Below are 18,388 nucleotides of genomic sequence, written 5' to 3'. Positions count from 1 at the left end.
GGTGGAACGGCGGCGCCCCGCCGGCCGCGTGGCCGGCGGGGCGCTCCGCGCCGCCCGCCCGGGGCGGCGCGCCGGCCCGTCAGCAGCCGTTCAGCACGCCCTCCAGGGCGCTCTTCTCGTCTCCGTCGACGGCCAGGTCGTAGCGGTGCTTGGAGTTGATCCAGGCCTTGGCGTAGTCGCAGTGCGACTCGGCCCGCGGGGGCATCCAGTCCGAGGGGTCCTTGTCGCCCTTGGACTGGTTGCTGGAGCCGGTCACCGCCCACAGCAGCGGCCCTTCGACGTTGTTGGCGAAGGAGGTCCGCTTGGCCGAGCTCCACGAGTCGGCCCCGGAGCGCCACGCCTCCTTCAGCGGGACCATGTGGTCGATCTGGATGTCGGAGGCGTCGTCGGCGGTGACGCCGTCGAACTCGCTGAACCAGCTGCCGGCCACCGCGCGGCAGGCGTCGTCGACCTCCACCCCGTCGCCGTCCCGGCGCAGCACGTACTCGCGGGCGTTGCAGTTGCCCTCGACGGCGTTCCAGTGCGGGAAGAGCGACCGGTCGTAGGGGGAGGACTCCGACTCCTCGCGGACGTCGAGCCCGGCGAGCTGGGTGCGCGCGTCGGCGGTGGAGGGGATGCCCGGCGGGAGCGAGGCCGCCTGGACCGAGGCCTCGGCCGGGGAGGCGAAGGCGGCCAGGCCGGCCGCGGCGAGCAGGACGGCGGCGGTTCTGCCGAGGGAGGTGCGGGGGAAGCGGGGGGTTCGGTGCGCCATGGTGCTCCGTTTCTCCGGATAGAGCGGGTTGGTTCCGGCACCTTCGAGGGTGGACCGAACCGGCCCGGACCGCAATGACCGCCGGTTAAGCGTCGATGACGATGTGCGGCCGCCGCCGTGGCCGGCAGGTGTCGGCCGCGAGGGGCGGCCGGCCGTCCGCGGCGGCGCTTCTCCGCCCCCTCCCGTCCACAGGCCCTCGTCCACAGAGCGGTCGTCCACAGGCCCGTCGTCCACAGGCCGCGGATCCGATCCCCGCGGAGGGCACCGGGCGGCCACGCTGATGGGGCACGAAGCAACCGGACACCGGGCGCGTCCGCGCGCCGGATCGGAGGTCACCATGGGTAGGGTCGTTCGCGACTGGGGCATCGTCCTCGTACTGCTGGCGGGCGTACTGTCCGCCGCGGCGCCGGCGTCGGCCGGCGCCTCCGCGGGGGCCGCCCCCCTCTCCCACCCGGAAGGCGGCACCTTGGACGGGTTCGCGATCCACCACGTCCCCTCCTCCGCAGCGGGGGCGGACGTCTTCGACACCGACTACGAGTGGGGCGGCGTCTCCTTCGCCGCCCGGTTCTGGGAGCGCGAGGTCGACGGCGGCCACCGCGTGGACATGCAGGTCCTGGTGATGCGGGGCGACTCCCTGGACTCCGCGGCCGCGCTCCGTTCCTTCCTCGCCGAGTACCACGAGCGCGACGCCGCGACCTGGGCGCCGACCGGGTTCGACCACGACGGGGCGCCCGGTTTCCGCGGCGACCGGGAGGCCTTCTGGCTCCAGGAGCCGGGGGTGGCGGTGGAGGTCCGCGACTCCTCCGGCGTCCTCGGCGAGGAGGAGCTGGTCGCCACCGCCCTGGGGGTGCGGCCGGAGGATTGAGGCGGGCTCCGCCGCGGGCGGGGGCCGCGCGGGCGCACCGCCCCTCCTCCGACTTCGGTCGCCCGCCGGTCGAACTTCCGTCGCCGCGCGCCCGGTCTTCGGTCGGGGCGCCGGGTACCGGCGGCCGACGCGGCGCCGGGCCCCGGATTCCTAGGGTCGCGGTATGCACAGAGCCACCGAGGAGAACGGGACGGGCGGCGCACCGGAGCGGCCCCCCGCCGGGCGCGCGGGAGCGGAAGGGACGGCGGCGGGTGCGGTCCGGGCGCACCGCGGCGGGGTGAGGTCCGCCGAGCGGGCGCTCGCCCCCGACCTCGCCCGCGGGATGATGCTGCTGCTCATCGTGGCGTCCAACACCGCGTTCCACCTGTGGGCGGCCGAGCACGGGCCGTCCGGGTGGCACCCGGTCGACGGGTCGCCGCTGGACCGCGCCGTCCAGTTCCTCATGATCGTCATGCTGGACCTGCGGGCCTACCCGCTCTTCGCGTTCCTGTTCGGCTACGGGATGATGCAGCTGCTGCTGCGGCAGAAGGCGCACGGGACCCCGGAGCGCACCGCGGTCCGGCTGCTGCGCCGGCGCGGGCTGTGGCTGATCGTGTTCGGGTTCGCGCACGCCGTGCTGCTCATGGCCGGCGACATCATCGGCTCCTACGGGCTGGCGAGCCTGGTCATGGTCTGGCTGTTCATCCGGCGCGGCGACCGGACCCTGCTGGTCGCGGCGGGCGTGTTCACCGTGCTGATCTGGATCCCCGCCGCCTCGGGGCTGTGGGACATCGCGACGCAGGGCCTGGGGCACATCCCCGGGTCGGGCGCGGAGCCGTCCTACACCGCCTACGCGGCCGAGCTGGAGGATCCGCTCGCCGCGGCCGCCACCCGGCTCACCACCTGGGGGTTCGTCACCATCGGCGGGGGCCTGCTGTCGTTCGGCGGGTTCGCCATGATGCTGCTCGGGTTCTGGTCGGCCCGGCGCAGGATCCTGGAGGAGCCGCACCGGCACCTGCCGCTGCTGCGGTGGACCGCGGTGCTGGGGATCGCCCTCGGCTGGCTGGGCGGCCTGCCGTCGGCGCTGGCCCACGTCGGCCTGTTGGAGGCCTCCCCCGGCGCCCTCTCCGACACCGGCCCGCTGCCGGCCCTGCAGGACGCCACCGGGATCTTCTGCGGACTGGGCTACGTCGCCCTGTTCGCGCTCGTCGCCCACCGGCTGTCGGCGCGGCGCCGGGGCGCGGCGTCGAGCGCCGTGGCGGCGCTCGGCAAGCGCTCGCTCTCCGGGTACCTGACCCATTCGCTGCTGTTCTCCCCGGTGCTCGCCGCCTGGGGGCTGGGCCTGGGCGCCTCGCTGAGCAGCGCGACCATGGCGCTGTTCGCCTTCGGGGTGTGGCTGGCCACCGTGGCCGGCGCCTACGCCCTGGAGCGCGCCGGGCGCCCCGGCCCGGCCGAGGCGCTGCTGCGGCGGCTGATCTACGGCCGCCGCGCCTCCTCCGGGGCGCCGGAGCGGGGCGGGGCGGCGGCCGGCCGGTGAACGGCGGGGCGGGGCCGCTCCGGCGGGGGCTGCGGTCCCGCACAACCGCCTCCCCCGCCCGGAAGGGCCGGGCTTCCAGGCCGGCACCGGCCCCGCGTCATCCGGTTCCGCGCTCCGGCGACGCTCCTCCACTCTGCGCCCTCAACCCCACATTGTCAACCATAAAAGTAGGAAATAGGGCCGGTACGCCCTCCTCCGAGGAGGATCGGCCCACCGACTCCCACCCCGATCGGGCAGGGGCCGCGGTCGTCCACCGCCGAGGGGAGGGGCCGGGCGGCCGCGGACCGCCGGGAGCGGAGAGGGCGGGCCCCTCCGCTCCGGGCCGCGGGCAGGGCCCTAGCGGCGCGGGCGGCGCCGGCCCCGGGACGCCCTGGGCGCCGGGGACGCGGGGGCCGCCTCGGGAATGCGGGCCGGAACGCCCGAGGGGGCGCGGGCACCGGTGAGCCGGGCCAGTTCGGGGTCGTCCGGCCGGACCCGTGCGACCTGCGCGTCGATGCCGGCGCGCTCCATCAGCCGCGCCATTTCCCGGTGCTGCTGCGGCAGTACGAGGGTGACCACGGTGCCCGACTCTCCGGCCCTGGCGGTCCGGCCGCCGCGGTGCAGGTAGTCCTTGTGGTCGGCGGGCGGATCGACGTTGACCACGAGGTCGAGGCCGCCCACGTGGATCCCTCGGGCCGCCACGTTCGTCGCGACCAGCGCGGTGACCTCGCCGTCCTTGAACTGGCGGAGGGTGCGGGTGCGCTGCGGCTGCGAGCGGCCGCCGTGCAGCCTGCCCGCGCGGACGCCGCTGGCGAGCAGGTGATCGACCATCGCGTTCACCGCGCGCTTGGTGTCCAGGAACATGATCACCCGGCCGTCGCGGGCGGCGATCCGGGTCGCGGCCGCCTTCTTGTCCGCGGCGGAGACCTGGAGCAGGTGGTGCTCCATGGTGGTGACCGCGCCGGCGGAGGGGTCCACCGAGTGCACCACCGGATCCTGCAGGAAGCGGCGTACCAGGGCGTCGACGTTGCGGTCCAGGGTCGCGGAGAAGAGCATCCGCTGGCCGTCCGCGGGGACCTGCCGGAGGATGGCGGTGACCTGCGGCATGAAGCCCATGTCGCACATCTGGTCGGCCTCGTCGAGGACGGCGGCGTCCACGTCGTCCAGCATGCAGTCGCCGCGCTCGATCAGGTCGCGCAGCCGCCCCGGGGTGGCCACGACCAGCTCGACGCCCTGGCCCAGTGACCGGGCCTGGCGGGACAGGGACATGCCGCCGACCACGGTGGCCAGGCGGACCCCCACCGAGCGCGCATAGGGCTCCAGGGAATCGGTCACCTGCTGGGCCAGTTCGCGGGTGGGGGCGAGGACCAGTGCGCGGGGGCGCCGGGACCGGGCGCTTCCGCCGCGGAGCCGGGCGAGCAGGGGCAGGCCGAAGGCCAGGGTCTTGCCGGAGCCGGTCCGGCTGCGGCCCAGGACGTCCCGTCCGGTGAGCGAGTCCGGCAGGGTCGCGGCCTGGATGGCCGACGGGGTGCTCAGGCCTTGGCGGCCGAGCGTGTTCAAAAGCGGTGCCGGGAGACCGAGCTCCTGGAAGGAGGCGGCCGGGGGCAGCGCCGGGGTCACCGGCTGCGGGGCCGCGAAATCGTCCCGGGTGACGGGGCGGGACGGCCGCCGGCCGCCCCTCGGCCTTCCGCCGCCGCGCCTCTTGTTCGTACGGACCGTGTCGTGCATATGGGACCTCTCAATGAGCGGCGCCCACCAGCTAGAGGAGGAGTACAGAACCCTCTGCGCTTGGAGATGTCGGGTGATGCGCCGGGAGAATGCGCCTGAACTGGGCGCATGGGCGCCCGTGGAGGGCGCGGGGGAACCCGCCGGCCGGCACCGTTTCTCGGCGGCCGGAGCCGGGCGGGTTCGGGCAGAACGAACGGGGCCCGCCCTCCGAAGAGCGGGCCCTGCGAAGACCGGGAGCTCGAAACGCCCCTAGGCCAGAGTGATGTTCTCGGCCTGCAGCCCCTTGGGGCCCTGGACGGAGTCGAACCGGACCGCCTGGCCTTCGGCCAGCTCACGGTATCCGGAAGTCTGAATGTTGGAGTAGTGCGCGAAGACGTCGGCGCCGCCGCCGTCCTGCTCGATGAAGCCGAAGCCCTTTTCCGCACTGAACCACTTGACCGTACCGGTCGCCATGTCTTCTCTTCCCTGCTCTGCTGATTTCAGGAAGATCCGCACCGTGCGGCCCTCCCATCGCTACGGCGATGATTTCCCGAGTCGAGATAACGATGGAGAGGACCTGGCCACCGGGCCGGTCGAAACAAAAGTCAAGCGGGAACCACTACTGCAACTCCGGCCAACCTAGCACACGGATCCCGATCCGGACGGCGGCACCGCGCCGCGGTGGGATGACTCACCCCGGCGGAACGAGGCGGCCTTCTCCGCGGCCGGGGAACTCCTCGGCCGCACCGGCGCCCCCGCCGCAGAGGCGGCCCCTCCCCGGAAGCGGCCCGGAAACCGGGGCACCACGGCGAGTTCGGTCACCTCACCGGAGTGACCGCGGTGCCGTTCGGGTTCGGCGGCGGGTTCGTCACCGCCCCCGCCGGGCGCGGTCCTGGCCCATGCGGTGCCGAGCACCCCGGCCCCGCCCCTCGCCCGCGACCCGCGCAGCGGCACCGGGAGGCCCCGGCCGAATTCGACAGAGAAAAGGGTGACGCACATCCGGAAAAACGGATTACATATTTTACCGAAAATGGATGTGATTCACAACACAGTATTTTCCGGTGATTTCACCGAACGATTTTCAGCGCCCCCGTGTCGCACCGTTCACCTGCACCTGACACGGGAACAGAGGGAGCGCACAATGGTGAACCGGAACAGGATCGCACTTCTCGCCGCCGCCGGGGCCGCTGCCGCCCTGCTCGGTTTCGCCGGGGCTCCGGCCGCGCTGGCCGACGGCCCGGACACCCCCCGGAGCACGGTCGTGGAGATCGAGGCCCTGGAGTGGCCGGAGTTCCGGGGCGGCGCGAGCGCCTGGCAGATCGGGGTGGCGCAGCACCTGCTCAGGGCGTACGGCCACTACGACGGCGGGGCGACCGGGGACTTCGGCGCGGAGACCGTCGACGCCGTCCTCGCCTACCAGGAGGCCGAGGACCTGCCGGACAGCGGCGCCCTGGACGCCGAGACCTGGAACGACCTCCGCGACGACCTCGGCGAGGTCGGCCCGGGCGCCACCGGCGACCGGGTCGCGGCGGTGCAGTACGCCCTGGTCCACGGCTACGGCTACGACCTGGAGGTCGACGGGCGGTACGGCCCCGGCACGGCGGGGGCGGTCACCGAGTTCCAGACCGTCCAGGAGATCGACGCCGACGGCGTCACCGGGCCGATCACCTTCCGGGCCCTGATCGCCGGCGGAGTCTGATCCCGGACGGGCGGAGGGGGAGGGGCCGGGCGGTCCCTCCCCCTCCGCCCGGCGGGGGCGCCCGACCTGCCGGGAAGGGCGGGCGCCCCCGGGTCAGCCGACCCTGATGACGTGCTTGCCGCGGACCCCGCCGGCCTCCAGGGCGCGGTGCGCGGCGGCGACGTCGGCGAGCGGGCGGACGGTGTCCACCACCGAGCGCAGCTCGCCGCGCTCCGCGTACCCCTCCGGCTCGGCCGGGTCGAGGCCGTCCGGCGCGTAGGCGAGCCTCCGCGGCCGGACCACGACGTACTCCGCCGTGCTGCCCGAGCCCGCGCCGCTGCGCCTGACCCGGGTGGGCGGTCCGCCGCCGCGGCGCTGAACCGGCGCCGGCCCCTTGCCGGGCGGCACTGCGCCGTCTACCGTTGCATGAACACAACGTTTGCAGGCTCACAAGAGAGGTGCGGATGCGCGGCGAGGAGCGGGAGCGGCTGGCCGGGGACATGATCGATCTCTGGCGGGCCGTGCCCTCGGAGGTCGTCGCGGCGCTGCAGAGCGCCGAGGGGGACGGCATGTCGATCCGCGAGTTCGCGGTGCTGTACCTGATCTCCGAGTCCGGCCGGCCCACGCAGCGGATGCTGGCCGAGCGGATCGGCCGCTCGGACTCGGCGGCCAGCCGGCTCGTCGACCGGCTCGCCGGGCAGGGCCTGGTGCGCCGGGAGGAGGATCCGGACAGCCGCCGCTCGCGCCGGGTCGCCATCACCGAGGAGGGGGCGGCGCTGCTCCGCAGGCTGGAGCGGATGCGGGTGGAACCGCAGGTGCGGATGGTGGAGGAGCTCGGCGCCGAGGACCGCGCGGCGGTGGTCCGGGCGTTGGGCCTGCTCGCCGACGCCGCCCGGAAGCGCAGCGGGGCGCGCCGGGCCGCCGCCGAAGGGGCCGGGGAGGCCGAAGAGTAGCGGAGGACAGGAGGCAGGACGATGACCGAGCGGACGACCTGTGCGATCGTCGGCGGCGGCCCGGCCGGAATGGTGCTGGGGCTGCTGCTGGCCCGCGGCGGCGTTGAGGTGACCGTGCTGGAGAAGCACGGGGACTTCCTCCGCGACTTCCGCGGCGACACCGTGCACCCGACCACCATGCGGCTGCTGGACGAGATCGGCCTCGGCGAGCGCTTCGCCGAGCTGCCGCAGAGCAGGATCGACGAGGCCGCCTTCCGCGGCGCCGACGGCCGCCGGCTGGTCCTCGCCGACTTCAAGCGGCTGCGCGTCCCGTTCCCCTACATCGCGATGGTCCCGCAGTGGGACCTGCTCGACCTGCTGGCCCGCGCGGCGTCCGAGGAGCCGTCCTTCACCCTGCGGATGGACGCCGAGGCCACCGGGCTGCTCCGGGAGGGCGGCGGGGTGGCCGGTGTCCGGTACCGGAACCGCCGCAGCGGCGAGGAGCACGAGCTGCGCGCCGCCCTGACCGTGGCCGCGGACGGGCGGCACTCGGCGCTGCGCGCCGCGGCCGGGCTGGTGCCGCGGGAGTTCCGGGTCGCCTTCGACGCCTGGTGGCTGCGGCTGCCGCGGCGGCCCGGGGACGAACTCGGGGCGCTGCAGCCCAACATCGGGGCGGGCCGGATGGCCGTGGCGATCCCGCGCGAGGGCTACTTCCAGATCGCCTACCTCGGCCCCAAGGGCGACGACGCGCGGATGCGCGCGGCGGGGCCGGAGCGGTTCCGCGAGCAGATCGCGGCCTGCCTGCCGCAGTTCGCCGACCGGGTCGGCGAGATCGCGTCGATGGACGACGTCAAGCACCTGGACGTCCGGCTGGACCGGCTGCGCCGCTGGCACACGCCGGGGCTGCTGTGCATCGGGGACGCCGCGCACGCCATGTCCCCGGTGGGCGGGGTCGGGATCAACCTGGCGGTGCAGGACGCGGTCGCCGCCGCGTCCCTGCTGGCCGGGGCGCTCCGGCGCGGCCGACCGTCCCCGCGCGAGCTGTCCCGGGTGCGCCGCCGCCGGCTGCCGCCCACGGTGCTGGTCCAGGGGATGCAGCGGCTGCTGCACCGGGCCATGCTGGAGCCCGTACTGGCGCGGCGGCGCTCCGGCCCGCCGGCGGCGGCCCTCCGCCTGGTCCAGCGGCTGCCCTGGCTGTCGGCGCTCCCGGCCTTCCTGATCGGCACCGGAGCCCGCGCCGAACCCACCCCGCCCTTCGCCCGCCGCCGCCCGACCGCATCCCGCTGAACCACCGGTGCCGCCCCTCCCGCAACGGCCGAACCGGGACGGGCGGCGGCGGGCCGGGCGGACGCCCCGCCGGCCCTGCCCCGTCTCGCAGAGGCACCGGGCCGACCGGGGCACGGCCCGGCCCCGGATCAGGGCAATGGCAGCAGGGCGGGACGGACGGGACGGGCGTCCCGGACGACCCCGCCCGCCCTGCTCGATCCCCCACCCGACCTGCGGAGGAACCGGTCCGGCCGGGACACGGCCCCTACCGGTGTCCCCCTCGCCCCGGACCGGCGCCGTGACCGTCCCTCCCGGCCCGCGCGGGCCGGGGCCCGCTCCGGTCCGCGCCCCGGCGGACCGCGGGCACGGGCGGCGGCCGCGCGGGTCGGGCGGGAGCCCCACCGGTCCGCGCGGCCCCGGCGGGAGCCGGGAGCGGTCGGCTCCGCCGCATCCCACCCACCCGCCCCGCTTCGGCGGTTCCGCCGCCGGCACGGGCGGAGCGGCGCCGGCGCGGCCCTTCGCTCCGAACGGGCCGACCGGCCGGTCAGCGGGCGGGGCGGCGTGCCATCCTTGCCCTGGGCGGTCCCCGGCGCGGTCGGAGGTGCGGCGGGGCGGATCCCGCCCGCGGAGGAGAGAGAGCATGCTGCTCGGAGAGCCGACCGGAGTACGGAGCGACCTTCCCGCGGTGCGGGTGGGCGAGGACGCCCTCGACCGGGAGGGGCTGTGGGAGGCGGCGTCCGCGGTGGCCGCGCGGATCGGCGGGGCCGCCGCAGTGGCGGTGCACGGCGAGGCATCGCTGCGCACGGTCGTCGCCGTCGTCGGCGGCCTGCTGGCGGGGGTGCCCGTGGTGCCGGTCCCCGCCGACGCGGGCACCGCCGAGCGGCGGCACATCCTGCGCGACTCGGGAGCGGCCCTGTGGGCCGGGCCCGACCTGGACGAGGTGGACCTCCCCCGGCTCCCGGTGGACCCGGCCGAGCGCGCCCCCATCCGCTCCGGCGCCGAGCCGGACCCCGGCGCCACCGCGCTGATCATGTACACCTCCGGCACGACCGGGGCGCCCAAGGGCGTGCTGATCCCCCGGCGGGCCGTCGCCGCCTGTCTGGACGGCTTGGCCGAGGCGTGGGCATGGACCTCCGGCGACGTCCTGGTGCACGGGCTCCCGCTGTTCCACGTGCACGGCCTGGTCCTGGGCATGCTGGGCGCGCTGCGCACCGGCAGCCCGCTGATCCACACCGTCCGCCCCCGGCCCGCGGCCTACGCCGCCGCAGCCGAGGCCGGGGGGACGCTGTTCTTCGGGGTGCCGACGGTGTGGTCGCGGATCGCCGCGGACCCGGCGGCGCTGCGTCCGCTCTCCTCGGCCCGGCTGCTGGTCTCGGGCAGCGCGGCGCTGCCCGAGGGCGTCGCCCGCGCGGTCCGGGAGGCCACCGGCCGGGCCGTGGTCGAGCGGTACGGCATGACCGAGACGCTGATCACCCTGGCGGCCCGGGCCGACGAGCCGCCGCTGACCGGGTGGGTGGGCCGCCCGATCGCCGGCGCCGAGGCGCGGCTGGTCGGCGAGCGGGGCGAGGAGGTCCCCGCCGACGGGCGGAGCATCGGCCACCTGCAGATCCGCGGCGCCACGCTGTTCGACGGCTACCTCGGGCTGCCCGAGGAGACCGCGAAGTCGCGGACCGCCGACGGCTGGTTCGCCACCGGCGACGCGGCCGCGACCGACGCCGAGGGCCGGTACCGCATCGTCGGCCGCACCTCGGTGGACCTGATCAAGAGCGGCGGGTACCGGGTGGGCGCCGGGGAGGTGGAGGCCGCCCTGCTGGACCACCCGTCGGTGCGCGAGGCCGCCGTGGTCGGCGAGCCCGACGACGACCTCGGCCAGCGCATCGTGGCCTACCTGGTCGGCGACGGCATCGTGGAGAAGGACGTCATCGACTTCGTCGCCGCCCGCCTGTCGGTGCACAAGCGCCCGCGCGAGGTTCGCGTGGTGGACGGGCTGCCCCGCAACGCCATGGGCAAGGTGCAGAAGTCCCTGCTGTGACCCGCCCGTCGCCGCGCTCTTCCGCCTTCCCTCCCAGGGCGATGATCTCGACGTTGCCTCCCTATCAGAGCGCCTCGTCGTCAAGTGGCCGTTGCAACGGTGAAGGTCCAAACGGGCGGCGACGGCACAGGAAGGGACGAGGCCGGGCACCCCACCCGAGCGCGGCGCCCCGCGAAGCGAAGGTCAAGACGAGCGGCGACGGCAGCGGTAGGGACGGGGCGCGGGTGTCGGCCGGGCACAGCGCCTCACGGGGCCAGGGTTCAAGCAGGCAGCGACGACGGCGGTGGGGAACCAGCCGGTCGGTCCAGCGCGGCGCCCCGCGGAGCGAAGGTCAAGACGAGCGGCGACGGCAAGGGTAAGGGCGGGGCGCAGGCCTCACCCGAGCGCAGCGCCTCACGGGGCCAGGGTTCAAGCAGGCGGCGAGGGCGGGAGGGGGCGGGCGCCGCGTTCACCGGCCCGGCCCGGTACGTGGCCCCGACGGGAAGAGGCGGCGCCCCGGCGAAGGCGGGGGGTGGGCCCGCCCGCGCCCCGCCCACCAGGGGGCCTTATTCCTGTATGCCCGGTTCGCGGCGGGGAACGGGCGCAGGCGGGGGCGCCCTGCGCACCTCCGCAGCACCCCGATTACATCTACCAGCGAGTAGTAGCCCCCGAGGGCCCCACCACCCCCTCGCCGGTTACCCAGAGTGGCCAAACGAGGCCTCCCGGGAGAACAAAAGCGGCATTCCGCCCCCACTCCCGCCCCTCCCGGGTTCCGGCCCCTGCTTTGCGACCTTGCGGGCGGCTCGAACCCCCGATCACCGGCCCGATCAGAGCGATTCGGGCCGCCAGGGGCCTGTTCCGGGCCGGGATGCGCGCCCGGGAATCACCGGGGTGCTCTCGCGGTGCGCAGGGCGCCCCACCCCACCATCACCCTACGTATTCACCCAGGTCGGAGAAGGGGGGTGGTTTCAGCGGCGGCCGGCCCCGGACGCCCGGGGCGGCGCAGGCGCGGCGATCCCGCCCCTCTGCCCGCCCCGACCACTCCCGCCCCGCTCTGCCGCACCGGACCGACCAGCCGGTCCCCCTCTCGCCCTCGCCGCCAGTCTGAACCGCCACCCCGTGAGGCCCGACACTCGGGCGACCACCTGCACCCGGCCCCTACCGGCGCCGTCGCCGCCCGTCTTGACCTTCGCTCCGCGAGACGCCGCACCCGACCGACCAGCCGGTCCCCCACCACCGCCTTCGCCGCCAGTTTGAACCCTCGCCCCGCGAGGCGCCGCACCCGACCGACCGGCCGGTGCCCCTCCCCGCCTTCGCCGCCAGCTTGAACCCTCGCCCCGCGAGGCGCCGCACCCGACCGACCGGTGCCCCTCCCCGCCTTCGCCGCCCGTCTGAACCTGCACTCCGCGAGGCGCCGCGCCCGGGTAGGGCCCGACCACGCCCCCACCGCTGCCGTCGTCACCGCCGTCCCCTGCAGTAAGTACGTCCGCGGAAAGGAGGACCACGGCCGGGAGACCCGCCGAGGAGAGACCGCAGAGTCAAGACCGCCAAGGGCGGCCTCAGGCGGTGATGCCCGTGAGGACCGTCTCCTCGAAGGACTGCAGGGCGTGGTGGACCGCGCCCAGGACGGCGCCCTGGTCGCCGGTCTGGGAGAGGGCGACCTCGGGGGTGAAGAGGAGGCGGTCGGCGAGTTCGGCCTCCAGCGGGGTGCGCAGCAGGTCGCCCATGAGGGAGACGCCGCCGCCCAGGACCAGCATCTCCGGGTCGAGGACGAGGAGCATGGGGGCGATGCCCTCGGCGAGGCGGCGGGCGAGGCGGGCCAGGACGCGTTCGGCGGCGGGGTCGCCGGCGCGGGCGGCGTCGGCCAGGGCGGGCAGCCGGGCGCCGCCGGCGGCCTCGCGCAGCCGGCGCAGCGCGGCCGTGCCGCCGGAGCGGTCCAGCTCCTGCTCGGCCATGGCGGCGATCGCGTCGGCGTTCACCCGGGCCTCCAGGGCGCCGAACCCGGCGGGCGGGCGCCGCCGGCCGGGCATCCGGGTGTAGCCGACCTCGCCGCCGGCGCCGTGGTGGCCGCGGAGCAGCCGGCCGCCGACGGTGACACCGGCGCCCAGGCGCTCGCCGAGCAGGAGCAGCACCACGTCGCCCCGGCCCCGGGCGGTGCCGATCGCGTGCTCGGCGAGCGCGGCCAGGTTGGCGTCGTTCTCCATCCGCAGCGGGCAGGGCAGGACGCCGGCCGCCCAGCCGGCGAAGTCCGCCCGCTCCCACCCCGGCAGGGCCGGGGCGACCGCCACCCCGCGGCCGTCCGCGGCGACCACGCCGGGGGTGGCCAGGGTGGCGGCGTAGACCGGGGCCGCGCCGTCCGCGCCGCGCATCGCGTCGGCGACGGCGCACCGGGCGAGCTCCAGGCGCTCGGCGGCCGGGGTGGCCGGGTCGGCCGCCCGCCGCCCCCAGGCGCGCGGCCCGCCGCGCAGGTCGGCCCGGCAGGCGGTGACCTTGTGCGCGCCGACGTCGATCCCCAGCACCCAGCCGGCCTCGGCGTTGAACGCGTAGGTGCGCGCCGGGCGGCCCGGCGAGCGGCGCCCGCCCTGCGGGACACCCTCGGCCTCCACCAGCCAGCCCTGCCCGGTCAGCGACTCGGCCAGCGCCTCCACCGTGGGCCGGGACAGGCCGGTCTCGGCGGCGATCCCGGCGATCCGCTGCGGTTGGGCGGACCCGCGCAGCAGCCGCAGGACGTGCGCGGTGTTGGCCCGGCGGATCCGGGCCATCGATCCGGCCGGCGGTCGGGGCACGGCTTCCTCCTCCACTCCGGTGCGCGGGCGCTGTGACCGTTGACACATCCGCGCCGCTCCTGTTCGATTAGTAAACCCTTTTTCGTAAATGCGCGCTCCCCCCAGGAGGCTCCATGGGCCGCCCGCGACCCCCCGCGCGAATCCGGACCGCGGCCGCCGCGCTGGCCGCACTCGCCCTGACCGGCGCGGCCGGCTGCGCCGGCAGCCTCCCCGACGCCGGCGAAGGCGCGGTGGTGACCTTCGCCGTCACCCGCGCCTCCGGCGGGAACATGGCCGGGATCATCGAGGACTTCAACGAGGCCAACCCGGACGCCAAGGTCCGGCTGGTGCACCTGGCCGCCGACGCCGACGCCCAGCGCACCGCGATGGTGCAGGACCTGCAGGCCCGCACCGGCCGCTACGACGTGCTCTACACCGACGCGGTGTGGACCGCCGAGTTCGCCGCGCGCGGCTGGCTGGAGCCGCTGGACGCCGAGCGGTTCGCCGGGTCCGACATCCTGCCCGCCGCGGCCGAGACCGGGATGTACCGGGGCCGGCTGTACGCGGCGCCGTTCGCCACCGGGACCGGGATGCTCTACTACCGCAGCGACCTGGTCGAGGACCCGCCGACCACCTGGGAGGAGCTGATCGAGGGCTGCCCGATCGCCGAGGCCGAGGGGATGGACTGCTACGCGGGCCAGCTCAGCCGGTACGAGGGGCTCACCGTGAACGCCACCGAGGCGATCGCCTCGGCCGGCGGCGAGATCATCGACGAGCGGGGCCGGGTGGTGGTGGACTCCGCCGAGGCCCGCGCCGGCCTGGGCTTCCTCGTCGACGGCCTGCGCGAGGGGCGCATCCCGCGGGCCGCGCTGACCTACATGGAGGACGAGTCCCGGCTGGCGTTCCAGCGCGGCGAGCTGCTGTTCATGCGGAACTGGGCGTTCGCCTGGCCGGCCATGCAGGAGCCCGGCCCGGAGTCGGAGGTGCAGGGGAGGTTCGACGCGGTGCCGCTGCCCGGCGACGGCGGCCCCGGCACCGGCACCCTGGGCGGCAACAACCTGGCGCTGTCCGCCTACAGCGGGCACAAGGAGGAGGCGCTGCGGTTCATCGAGTACCTGCAGAGCGAGTCGGTGCAGCGCGACTGGATGGCCGAGACCAACACCCCCACCTCCTGGGCGTCCAACTACGGCGACGAGGAGCTGATGGCGGGCGCCCCGCACCTGGTCCGGCAGTACGCGGCGCTGCAGTCGGTGCAGCCGCGGCCGGTCTCGCCCCGCTACAACGACGTGACCAACGCGGTGCAGCGGCACGTGCACGCCGCGCTGACCGGCGAGAAGTCGGTCGATGAGGCGGTCACCGACCTCCAGGAGGAACTGGAGACCGCGGTGGAGGGGGTGGCCGGACCGTGAGCGCGCCCTCCGCTTCCGCCCGCGCCCGCCGCGGCGAGCGCGCCGCCGAGCGCCGCCTGGCCTTCTGGCTGCTGGTGCCGGCCCTGGCCGCGCTGGGGCTGGTCGTGGCCTACCCGGTGGCCTCGGCGGTGTACCGGTCGTTCTTCGACGACCCGATCGGCGCCGAGCCGTCCTTCGTCGGCCTGGCCAACTACGCCCAGGCGCTCATCGGCCACGACCGGGAGGAGTTCTACGCGGCGCTGTCCAACACCGTCTTCTTCACCGCGGTCAGCGTGGTGCTGGAGACCCTGATCGGGCTGGGCATGGCGCTGGTGATGCACCGCGCCTTCCGCGGCCGGGGCATCGTCCGGGCCGCGGTGCTGCTGCCCTGGGCGCTGCCGACCGCGGTCAGCGCGGTGATGTGGGGGTGGATGCTGCAGCCGGACGGGATCGTCAACGCGCTCACCGGGGCCGAGGTGGTCTGGGGCGGCGGCGAGTGGCCGGCGAAGTGGTCGATCGTCTTCGCCGAGGTGTGGAAGACCGCGCCGTTCGTCGCGATCCTCATCCTGGCCGGGCTGCAGACCATCCCGCCGCACCTGTACGAGGCGGCCGCGATGGACGGGGCCTCGGCGTGGCGGCGGTTCACCTCGATCACGCTGCCGCTGGCCAAGCCGGCCCTGGTGGTCGCGGTGCTGTTCCGCACCCTGGACGCGCTGCGCATGTACGACCTGCCGCAGATCCTCACCGGCGGGGCGAACGACACGGCGACGCTGTCCATGCTGGTGGTGCAGGCCGCCACCGGGGAGCTGAAGCAGGGGTACGGCGGCGCGCTGTCCACCATCACCTTCCTGTTCGTGTTCGGGTGCGCGTTCCTGCTGATCCGCACCCTGGGCGCGAACGTGTTCCGCCCGGCGGAAGGAGCCTCCCGATGACCGCGACCGCACCGGCGCGCGCACCGCGCCGCAGCGCCGCGCGCCGCCGCCTGCCCGGCTGGGAGAAGTGGGTGATCGGGGCCGGGATCGTGCTGCTCGTGCTGTACTGCCTGGCGCCGTTCTACTGGATGTTCGTCTCCAGCCTGAAGGGCCCGGCGGAGATCACCACCGACCGGCTCTGGCCCGAGGACCCGACGCTGGTGAACTACCGGGGCGTGTTCGGCGGGGCGAACGACTTCGGCTACGCGGTGCGCAACAGCGTCGTGATCGCGGTCTCCACCACGGTGCTGGCGATGGCGATCGCGACGGCGTCCTCCTACGCCCTGGCCCGGCTGCGGTTCCGCGGCCGCAACCTGCTGCTCGCCCTGGTGCTGGCCTGCTCGATGTTCCCCGGGGTGGCCATCGTGACCCCGCTGTACCGGCTGTTCAGCGACTGGCGCTGGATCGACGAGTACCAGGCGATGGTGGTGCCCAACATCAGCTTCGCGCTGCCGCTGGCGATCTTCGTGCTCACCACGTTCTTCCGGGAGATGCCGTGGGAGCTGGAGGAGGCGGCGCGGGTGGACGGCTGCGGGCCGGTGGGCGCCTTCGCCCGGGTGATCCTGCCGCTGGCCGCGCCCGGGGTGGCCACCACCTCCCTGCTGGTGTTCTTCGCGGCCTGGAACGAGTACCTGATCTCCAGCGTCGTCTCGATCACCCTGGCCTCCACGCCGGTGACGGTGGCGCTGGCCAAGTTCGCCGGGGACACCGAGTTCCAGCAGCCGTTCGGCTCGCAGATGGCGGCCGGCGTGGTGGTGACGCTGCCGCTGGTGGTGCTGGTGCTGCTGTTCCAGCGGCGCATCGTGCAGGGCCTCTCGGCCGGGAGCCACCGGTGAGCGGCGGGCCGGGCCGGGCGGGATCGGGAACGGACGGATCGATGGGGAGGTCGGCCATGGCGCCGGTTCGGGTACTGGTGGTGGGCGCGGGGTCGCGGGGCTCCGCCTATGCGCGCTGGATCCGGGAGCACCCGGAGGCGGCGGAGGTGGTGGCGGTCGCCGAGCCGCGGAGGGAGTACCGGGAGCGGCTGGCCGGGCTCGCCGGGCTGGGGCCCGAGGCGTGCTTCGCCGACTGGCGGGAGGCGGCGGCGCTGCCGCGCCTGGCCGACGTCGCGCTGGTCTGCACCCTGGACGACGCCCACCTGGAGCCCGCCGTCGCGCTCGCCGGGCGCGGCTACCACCTGCTGGTGGAGAAGCCGCTGGCGCAGACCCGGGCCGACTGCGAGGCGATCGTGGACGCGGCGCGGCGCGCCGGGGTGCTGCTCGGCGTCTGCCACGTGCTGCGCTACGCGCCCTACACCCGGGTGCTCAAGGGCATCCTGGACTCCGGTCGGATCGGCGAGATCGCGAGCGTGGAGCACCTGGAGCCGGTGGGGTTCTGGCACCAGGCCCACTCCTATGTGCGCGGGAACTGGCGGCGCACCGACGAGGCCGCCCCGATGCTGCTCGCCAAGTCCTGCCACGACCTGGACTGGCTGCGGTACGTCGTGGGGCGGGAGGCGGTGGCGGTCTCCTCCTTCGGGTCGCTGCGGCACTTCCGACCGGAGGCGGCTCCGCCGGGCGCCGGGGAGCGGTGCCTGGAGTGCGCGGTCGAGCCGGACTGCCCCTACTCCGCGCCGCGCATCTACGGCCGGTTCCTGGAGCAGGGGCGCACCGGCTGGCCGCTGGACGTGCTCGCCCCGGACCCGACCCCGGAGCGGGTGGCCGAGGCGCTGCGCACCGGCCCCTACGGCCGCTGCGTCTACCACTGCGACAACGACGTGGTGGACCGGCAGGTGGTGGCCCTGGAGTTCGAGGGCGGGGCGACGGCGTCGTTCACCATGACCGCGTTCAACCGACCCCGCCCGCGGCGCACCACGGTCTTCGGCACCCGCGGGGAGCTGCACTGCGACGGCGAGGCCATCACGGTCCACGACTTCCTGACCGACTCCGCCGAGACCGTCGAGGTCTCCGCGGAGAACGACGGCCTGATCGACTCCGGGCACGGCGGCGGCGACGGCGGGCTGCTCGCGTCCTTCCTGGGCGCCGCCGCCCAGGGCGACCCTGGCCTGGTCGAGACGAGCGGCGAGGACGCGCTCGCCTCGCACCTGCTGGTCTTCGCGGCCGAGCGGGCCCGGACCGAGCGGCGGGTGGTCTCCCTCCCCGAGTGAGCCCCTCCGCCGCGCCGGTTCCGCGCTCCCGCCGCCTTTGCGCCGGCCGGGGGCGCGGGACCGGCGCGGACGCGGAGCACCGGACGCGGACCGCCGCCGGCCGGTCACCGCCCGGAAAATGCGAAACCGACTAACCGCGCTAAACGCAAAACAATGCATTTTCTTCCGAAGATACGACTTTCGGGACATCGACGGTTTTCCGTATCAGTCCGTTTATGGCAGGGTGTGACCCGTCCGATTCGGCGGCCAGGCCGCCGAAAAAGGCGCCGATAAGGGCGCGGCCGACTCCGGAGCGCTCCAGCCACCCCGCCCACCACGGGTTTCTCGGCGTTTTCCGGCGCAGCGAACCGAATACGAGACGAAGTAAGGAAGCCGCCGCGCATGTCCCCTTGCGGAGACCCCCGTACCCGCCT

At 75.3% G+C, this 18,388-nt stretch carries 15 protein-coding genes; 10 read left to right on the top strand and 5 right to left on the bottom strand.

From position 1 onward, the window contains the following. Positions 1-79: 79 nt before the first annotated feature. Complete coding sequence (locus tag D459_RS0110165) at positions 80-751, bottom strand: HNH endonuclease family protein (RefSeq protein WP_017592898.1); 672 nt, start codon at positions 749-751, stop codon at positions 80-82. Between the two features lie 337 nt (positions 752-1,088). On the opposite strand from D459_RS0110165, the gene D459_RS0110160 reads away from it, so the two are divergent. Together D459_RS0110160 and D459_RS0110155 are read left to right on the top strand one after the other, a co-directional pair. Continuing rightward, on the top strand, positions 1,089-1,616 hold the full coding sequence (locus D459_RS0110160; RefSeq protein WP_017592897.1) for a hypothetical protein: 528 nt from the start codon (positions 1,089-1,091) through the stop codon (positions 1,614-1,616). Between the two features lie 163 nt (positions 1,617-1,779). Further along, positions 1,780-3,132: a DUF418 domain-containing protein gene (locus tag D459_RS0110155; RefSeq protein ID WP_017592896.1), complete on the top strand. Its 1,353-nt coding sequence runs from the start codon at positions 1,780-1,782 to the stop codon at positions 3,130-3,132. 336 nt (positions 3,133-3,468) lie between these two features. Here the strand turns inward: D459_RS0110155 and D459_RS0110150 are convergent, their stop codons facing one another. Both D459_RS0110150 and D459_RS0110145 read right to left on the bottom strand, forming a co-directional pair. Continuing rightward, positions 3,469-4,839, bottom strand: a complete 1,371-nt coding sequence (locus D459_RS0110150) for a DEAD/DEAH box helicase (RefSeq protein ID WP_026120246.1) — start codon at positions 4,837-4,839, stop codon at positions 3,469-3,471. 249 nt (positions 4,840-5,088) lie between these two features. Then, positions 5,089-5,292 (bottom strand): cold-shock protein, encoded by a 204-nt coding sequence (locus D459_RS0110145; RefSeq protein WP_017592894.1) that lies wholly within the window; start codon positions 5,290-5,292, stop codon positions 5,089-5,091. Positions 5,293-5,959: 667 nt separating this feature from the next. Between D459_RS0110145 and D459_RS0110140 the strand changes: the two genes are divergently transcribed. Beyond that, entirely contained in the window at positions 5,960-6,517 is a 558-nt protein-coding gene (locus D459_RS0110140) for a peptidoglycan-binding domain-containing protein (protein WP_017592893.1), read from the top strand. A gap of 93 nt (positions 6,518-6,610) precedes the next feature. Here D459_RS0110140 and D459_RS36830 read toward each other — a convergent pair whose 3' ends face one another. Continuing rightward, a complete protein-coding gene (locus tag D459_RS36830) occupies positions 6,611-6,799 on the bottom strand; it encodes a zinc-binding dehydrogenase (RefSeq protein ID WP_040709693.1) in 189 nt (62 codons plus the stop codon). Between the two features lie 161 nt (positions 6,800-6,960). Here D459_RS36830 and D459_RS31285 point away from each other — a divergent pair, with 161 nt between their 5' ends. The 3 genes from D459_RS31285 to D459_RS0110120 all read left to right on the top strand — a co-directional run bounded on the left by D459_RS31285 (position 6,961) and on the right by D459_RS0110120 (position 10,726). After that, a complete protein-coding gene (locus D459_RS31285; RefSeq protein ID WP_017592891.1) occupies positions 6,961-7,449 on the top strand; it encodes a MarR family winged helix-turn-helix transcriptional regulator in 489 nt (162 codons plus the stop codon). Between the two features lie 21 nt (positions 7,450-7,470). Beyond that, entirely contained in the window at positions 7,471-8,715 is a 1,245-nt protein-coding gene (locus D459_RS0110125) for an FAD-dependent oxidoreductase (RefSeq protein WP_017592890.1), read from the top strand. Positions 8,716-9,334: 619 nt separating this feature from the next. After that, positions 9,335-10,726, top strand: a complete 1,392-nt coding sequence (locus D459_RS0110120; RefSeq protein ID WP_017592889.1) for an acyl-CoA synthetase — start codon at positions 9,335-9,337, stop codon at positions 10,724-10,726. A 1,538-nt stretch (positions 10,727-12,264) separates the two neighbouring features. Here D459_RS0110120 and D459_RS0110115 read toward each other — a convergent pair. Next, positions 12,265-13,491 (bottom strand): ROK family transcriptional regulator, encoded by a 1,227-nt coding sequence (locus tag D459_RS0110115; RefSeq protein WP_026120245.1) that lies wholly within the window; start codon positions 13,489-13,491, stop codon positions 12,265-12,267. Positions 13,492-13,604: 113 nt separating this feature from the next. On the opposite strand from D459_RS0110115, the gene D459_RS0110110 reads away from it, so the two are divergent. From D459_RS0110110 to D459_RS0110095, 4 genes are read left to right on the top strand one after another with little or no spacing between them, the layout of a single operon-like run. Beyond that, positions 13,605-14,879 (top strand): ABC transporter substrate-binding protein, encoded by a 1,275-nt coding sequence (locus D459_RS0110110; RefSeq protein ID WP_017592887.1) that lies wholly within the window; start codon positions 13,605-13,607, stop codon positions 14,877-14,879. After that, positions 14,876-15,790 carry a carbohydrate ABC transporter permease gene (locus D459_RS0110105; protein WP_017592886.1) on the top strand — a complete coding sequence of 305 codons (915 nt, stop codon included), beginning with the start codon at positions 14,876-14,878 and terminating at the stop codon, positions 15,788-15,790. The genes D459_RS0110110 and D459_RS0110105 overlap by 4 nt, the downstream gene beginning before the upstream one ends. Further along, the gene (locus D459_RS0110100; RefSeq protein ID WP_017592885.1) at positions 15,787-16,665 is read left to right on the top strand and encodes a carbohydrate ABC transporter permease; all 879 of its coding nucleotides are present in this window, start codon (positions 15,787-15,789) and stop codon (positions 16,663-16,665) included. Before D459_RS0110105 ends, D459_RS0110100 begins: the two co-directional genes overlap by 4 nt. A gap of 56 nt (positions 16,666-16,721) precedes the next feature. Next, the gene (locus tag D459_RS0110095; protein ID WP_017592884.1) at positions 16,722-17,975 is read left to right on the top strand and encodes a Gfo/Idh/MocA family protein; all 1,254 of its coding nucleotides are present in this window, start codon (positions 16,722-16,724) and stop codon (positions 17,973-17,975) included. The last annotated feature ends 413 nt before the right edge of the window (positions 17,976-18,388 follow it).

It is taken from the genome of Nocardiopsis potens DSM 45234 (genome assembly GCF_000341105.1).
In the GTDB taxonomy this organism is placed as follows: Bacteria; Actinomycetota; Actinomycetes; order Streptosporangiales; family Streptosporangiaceae; genus Nocardiopsis_A; species Nocardiopsis_A potens.
Note: the sequence above shows the minus strand (reverse complement) of the source record. Positions and strands in the feature narration are given on the sequence as shown.